The 5,482-nt window shown below is 40.5% G+C and carries 7 protein-coding genes; 1 reads left to right on the top strand and 6 read right to left on the bottom strand.

The window, feature by feature from the left end; genetic code table 11:
• Positions 1-299: 299 nt before the first annotated feature.
• The 6 genes from WKI42_RS09425 to WKI42_RS09400 all read right to left on the bottom strand — a co-directional run bounded on the left by WKI42_RS09425 (position 300) and on the right by WKI42_RS09400 (position 4,155).
• Positions 300-689, bottom strand: a complete 390-nt coding sequence (locus WKI42_RS09425; protein WP_368081786.1) for a YtxH domain-containing protein — start codon at positions 687-689, stop codon at positions 300-302.
• 15 nt (positions 690-704) lie between these two features.
• Positions 705-1,088, bottom strand: a complete 384-nt coding sequence (locus WKI42_RS09420; RefSeq protein ID WP_050242113.1) for a DUF948 domain-containing protein — start codon at positions 1,086-1,088, stop codon at positions 705-707.
• The gene (gene lgt / locus WKI42_RS09415; protein WP_368081785.1) at positions 1,089-1,877 is read right to left on the bottom strand and encodes a prolipoprotein diacylglyceryl transferase; all 789 of its coding nucleotides are present in this window, start codon (positions 1,875-1,877) and stop codon (positions 1,089-1,091) included. It lies immediately after the preceding gene.
• Positions 1,870-2,805 carry an HPr(Ser) kinase/phosphatase gene (gene hprK / locus WKI42_RS09410; protein WP_166731227.1) on the bottom strand — a complete coding sequence of 312 codons (936 nt, stop codon included), beginning with the start codon at positions 2,803-2,805 and terminating at the stop codon, positions 1,870-1,872. Before hprK ends, lgt begins: the two co-directional genes overlap by 8 nt.
• Positions 2,806-3,133: 328 nt before the next feature.
• The gene (gene rpsU / locus WKI42_RS09405) at positions 3,134-3,310 is read right to left on the bottom strand and encodes a 30S ribosomal protein S21 (RefSeq protein WP_000048054.1); all 177 of its coding nucleotides are present in this window, start codon (positions 3,308-3,310) and stop codon (positions 3,134-3,136) included.
• A gap of 137 nt (positions 3,311-3,447) precedes the next feature.
• Positions 3,448-4,155 carry a glucosamine-6-phosphate deaminase gene (locus WKI42_RS09400; protein ID WP_368081784.1) on the bottom strand — a complete coding sequence of 236 codons (708 nt, stop codon included), beginning with the start codon at positions 4,153-4,155 and terminating at the stop codon, positions 3,448-3,450.
• A 150-nt stretch (positions 4,156-4,305) separates the two neighbouring features.
• Here WKI42_RS09400 and queA point away from each other — a divergent pair, with 150 nt between their 5' ends.
• Positions 4,306-5,334 carry a tRNA preQ1(34) S-adenosylmethionine ribosyltransferase-isomerase QueA gene (gene queA, locus WKI42_RS09395; RefSeq protein WP_368081783.1) on the top strand — a complete coding sequence of 343 codons (1,029 nt, stop codon included), beginning with the start codon at positions 4,306-4,308 and terminating at the stop codon, positions 5,332-5,334.
• The last annotated feature ends 148 nt before the right edge of the window (positions 5,335-5,482 follow it).

Below are 5,482 nucleotides of genomic sequence, written 5' to 3'. Positions count from 1 at the left end.
TCACAGCTATCACAGCTATCACAGCTCAATTATACTATTTTCTACATACTTAATCAAATATTTGGTCTTATATTCTTTAAAATTCGAAAAATATTGTATATTTAAGTATAGCATTGTGAATATATTGATATTTTTTAAAAACAACTCTATTCACAAAAAAGTAGATTATACTTATCTATTTTCAAAAAGCATTAAATTTCTTTTTATTTAAGGTTTTATCCACATAAAAAAACCTATAAGCTCTATAGAGGTATAATCCACTAGAGAGTTTATAGGACCTAGAATAGTTACTATTTCTTTTATTCTTCTGTTATATCAATCACAATCTCTTCTGAGTCATCAAGAGTTTCGGCCTTTTCTTGCCATTGCTCTTTGAGATTATTGAATTGATTTTTTGATGCTTCTGTCGCTTGACGGGCACATGATTTAGCTTGAGCAAGGACACTGTCCACAGTTATTTCACCTGACTCAACCTGTTCTTTGGTTTTCAGAACGAAATCTGTGGCCTGCTCCTTAACTTCTGTCAGTTTTTCACAGACCTGCTCCTTGGCATACTCCGGATCTTCTCTCAAATCATCTAGAAAATCTTGAGCCCGACTGCAAACTTGTTTACCCTTATCGCTTGTTAAAAACAAGGCAAGAGCTGCACCTGAAACGGTTCCTAAAAGGATTGAGGATAGTTTACCCATAAGGTTTCTCCTTTTTTATTTTTTTAAAAATTTACTTGCAAGACGAAGAGCTGACAAACTTGCCCCAGTCTTGAGTGTTTTTGAACCAGCTGATGAAGCTTTCTTACTCAAGACACGCGCATGGTCATTAAGGTCTGAAACAGATAGAGATAAATCTGCAACAGCACTAAAGAGTGGATCAATCGTTGCCACCTTGACATTGATATCATCTGCCAAGACATTGACCTTAGCCAGCAATTCATTGGTGTGATGCAAGGTCACATCCACATCTGAAGTCAAGGTTTTAATCGTCTTCTCTGTTTCATCAATAACACGTCCAAGCTTTTGCACAGTAATGATTAGATAGACCAAAAAGACAATCAAAGCAAGGGCAACAAGAATATATGCAACTTCTAACATTTAGTTTTCCTCCTCAGTAACATAGTAAGGGGCTTTCTTACGATTTTGATATAGAATGATAAAAATACCCAGTCCGATAAGGACAACTGATAGCCATTGAGACACTCGAAGTCCAAAGAACATGAGGCTATCTGTCCGCATGCCTTCGATGACCATACGACCGAAACCATACCAAATCAAGTAGAAGGCCGTGATATGGCCTCGTCTGAGACTCTTCCATTTTCTTCTGACAATCAGAATCAAGACAAAGCCAAGTAGATTCCATAGAGACTCATAAAGGAAGGTCGGTTGACGGTAGCTCCCCTCAATATACATCTGGTCACGGATAAAGCCAGGTAGATAATCCAGATTATCCACTGCTGCACCATAGGCTTCTTGGTTAAAGAAATTACCCCAGCGACCCAAACTTTGAGCAATCATGACGCTAGGCGCCGCGATATCTAGGAAATCCCAAGTGTTAATGAGTTTACGATCAGCAAAGATATAGAGTACAAGAGCCCCGGTAATCAAACCACCATAAATGGCCAAACCACCATTCCAAATGGCAAAAATTTCTCCTACATTCTGACTATAGTAATCCAAACGGAAAATGACATAGTAAAGACGAGCTCCTAAAATAGCTAAGGGAAAGGCTATCAAGATAAAATCTAAAATATCGTCTGGTATAATCTTCTTTCTAGGCGCTTCTTTCATGGTCAAATAAACCGCAAGAATCAAGCCTGTCACAATACACAAGGCATACCAACGAATGGCTAGGGGTCCTAGTTGAATAGCAATTGGATCAAGCATTTTGCACCTCATTTCGAGCGATGAGATTTGTCAAGCGTTCTTCGAACAAACGCGTCGCATCAAAGCCCATTTCCTTGGCACGATAATTCATGGCAGCTGCCTCAATCACGACAGAGATATTACGACCTGTTTTAACTGGGATACGGATACGAGGAATGGCTACGCCAGAAATTTCAAGTTCCTCTGCATTGTTTCCCAGACGATCAAAGGTCTTATGCGTATCGTAATTTTCCAAATAGACAGCAAGCTGAACCTGTGAAGAATCCTTGACAGCACTGGCACCGTAGAGACTCATAACATCGATAATCCCAACTCCACGAATTTCAATCAAGTGTTTCAAAATTTCAGCTGGTTCACCCCAGAGAGTAATCTCATCCTTGGCAAAGATATCGACACGGTCATCGGCTACCAAGCGGTGGCCACGTTTGACAAGCTCCAGACCTGTCTCGCTCTTACCAATTCCACTATCTCCCTGAATCAAGACGCCCATCCCATAGATATCCATCAAGACACCGTGCACACTGGTCCGTTCTGCCAAACGTGAATCCAGATAACTAGATAACTCTCCAGACAAACGACTAGTAGCCGTACGGCTGGTTAAAATAGCAATCTTACATTCTCTGGCTGCCTTTAACATTTCCTCTGGAACCACCAAACCACGGGCAACAATGACCGCTGGTGTCTCAGGTAGAAACATTTTTTTCAAAACTTCATAACGGCTATTAGAAGGCATGCTGATCAGATATGACCACTCCTTCATCCCCAAAAGTTGAATCCGCTCTGGCGTATAATAGTCAAAATAGCCTGTCATTTCAAGACCAGGTCGCGTAATATCCGCTGTATTGATTTCCTTTTCAAGCAATTCTGGTTCGCCATAGACAATGTCTAGTCTAAGCTTTTCAATCACTTCTTTTACTAAAACCGACATCATTTCCTCCTTCAATCGAGTTCTTTTTACTATTATATCAAATTGTGGGAGGAAGTTTCAGATTTTTGCAGGCTTTATAGTATTTATTTATACTCAATGAAAATCAAAGAGCAAACTAGGAAACTAGCCGCAGGTTGCTCAAAGCACTGCTTTGAGGTTGTAGATAAGACTGACGAAGTCAGCTCAAAACATTGTTTTGAGGTTGCAGATAGAACTGACGAAGTCAGTAACCATATCTACGGCAAGGCGACGTTGACGTGGTTTGAATTTGATTTTCGAAGAGTATTAAAAGAAAAAAGACTAGATTTCTCCAGCCTTTCAGTTCTAATTAGAATTTTTTACGTTTACGAGCTGCTTCTGATTTACGTTTACGTTTTACAGAAGGTTTTTCATAGAATTCACGTTTGCGTGTTTCTTGAAGAGTACCAGCTTTAGTAACCGCACGTTTGAAACGACGAAGTGCGTCGTCAAGAGATTCATTCTTACGTACTACTGTTTTAGACATTTTTTTCACTCCCTTCAAGTTCAATATCTATTTTATTCTACACGTAAAAGGAATAATTGTCAAGCAAAAATGCGGTTTAATTTTGATTTTTTCTTACATTTTACAAGAGTTGAAAGCGTTCAATAGAACATTGCTTTTTATTTTTCAAGTAAGCTAAGAGCTTCTGCATCTGCGATGATGGTTACATCAGGGTGATTTTGGAGGCTACTTGCAGGTAGATTCTCAGTCACTGGACCTGACACTGTTCCAGCAATGGCTTCTGCTTTCGACTCACCGTAAGCAAAGAGAATAATAGACTTGGCATCCAAGATGTTTTTAATCCCCATTGAAATGGCTTGGGTTGGAACATCTTCAATCTTGTCAAAGAAGCGAGCATTGGCTTCAATAGTAGACTGGTCAAGCTCTACAAGGTGTGTTTGACTATCAAATGGAGTACCAGGCTCATTAAATCCAATATGCCCATTGCGACCAATTCCCAAGATTTGCAGATCAACTGGATGGTCAGCCAAAATTTGGTTGTAGCGTTCAACTTCAGCTTCAGCATGATCCTTAACCCCACGAGGCAAGAAACTTTCTTTAAATGGTTTTTGGTTAAACAAGTTTTCTTGCATGAAGTAACGATAAGACTGTAGGTTGTCCCCATCAAGCCCTACATACTCATCAAGGTTGACACTGGTTAGATTTGAAAAATCAAGGTCGCTATCAACAATTTCCTTGTAAAATTCAAGTGGGCTACTTCCTGTCGCAAGTCCTAGAGTTTGAGCACCATTAGCCAATTTTTCCTTCAAAATCTCAAACGCAACTTTTCCACCTTCGACTTGGTTTTCAACTTTAATGACTTTCATCTTTTCATCCTCCATTTCTATCTATATTCATTATATGGTATAGACCAATTTTTGTCAAGTGAAAACGATTTAATTTCTAAAAAAAGAGCGTCCAAACTTGAAACATGTTATAATGGATAGGATTAGAACTTAGAAAGAATGAACAGATATATGAATACAGCTGATTTTGATTTCCACTTGCCAGAGGAATTGATTGCCCAAACACCCCTTGAAAAACGAGATGCCTCTAAACTCCTTATCGTCAATCGCGGGACAGGAGAAATGCAGGATAAACACTTCCACTCCATTATTGATATGCTGGAACCTGGTGATGCCCTTGTTATGAACGACACTCGCGTTCTCCCTGCCCGCCTCTATGGGCAAAAAGAGGAGACAGGAGGCCATGTGGAACTTCTCCTGCTCAAAAATACTGCTGGAGATGAGTGGGAAGTGCTGGCTAAACCTGCCAAACGCCTCAAGGTTGGTACTCGTGTCAGCTTTGGTGATGGTCGCCTCAGCGCTGTCGTTACAGAAGAATTGACCCACGGGGGCCGTATTGTCCGCTTTGAGTACCAAGGAATTTTCCTAGAAGTCTTGGAAAGTCTGGGAGAAATGCCTCTACCACCTTATATCCACGAAAAATTGGATGACCGTGAACGTTATCAAACCGTCTACGCTAAAGAAAGTGGCTCTGCTGCAGCACCGACTGCTGGTCTTCACTTCACCAAAGAATTACTGGCAGAAATCCAAGCCAAGGGGGTCCATCTGGTCTATCTGACTCTCCATGTCGGACTCGGAACCTTTAGACCCGTTTCAGTTGACAATCTGGACGAACACGAAATGCACTCAGAATTCTACCAACTTTCTGAGGAAGCTGCTGCCACCCTTCGCTCTGTTAAGGAAAATGGTGGTCGCGTCATCGCTGTCGGAACCACTTCTATCCGCACCTTGGAAACTATTGGTTCCAAGTTTGATGGGCAAATTCAGGCAGATTCTGGCTGGACTAATATCTTTATCAAACCTGGATACCAATGGAAGGTTGTAGATGCCTTTTCAACCAATTTCCACCTGCCAAAATCAACTCTGGTCATGTTGGTTTCTGCCTTTGCTGGCCGTGAATTAGTCTTAGATGCCTACCACCATGCCATCCAAGAACACTACCGCTTCTTCAGTTTTGGCGATGCCATGTTTATCTATTAATTTTAATAATCAAAAAACGCATATTATCAAGTTTTAAAAGCCTGATAGTATGCGTTTTGTTATAGATAAAGAATTATACTCTTCGAAAATATCTTCAAACCGCGTCAACGTCACCTTGGATTATATATGTGACTGACTTCGTCAGTTT

Source organism: Streptococcus pseudopneumoniae, from assembly GCF_038148935.1.
In the GTDB taxonomy this organism is placed as follows: Bacteria; Bacillota; Bacilli; order Lactobacillales; family Streptococcaceae; genus Streptococcus; species Streptococcus pseudopneumoniae_U.
Note: the sequence above shows the minus strand (reverse complement) of the source record. Positions and strands in the feature narration are given on the sequence as shown.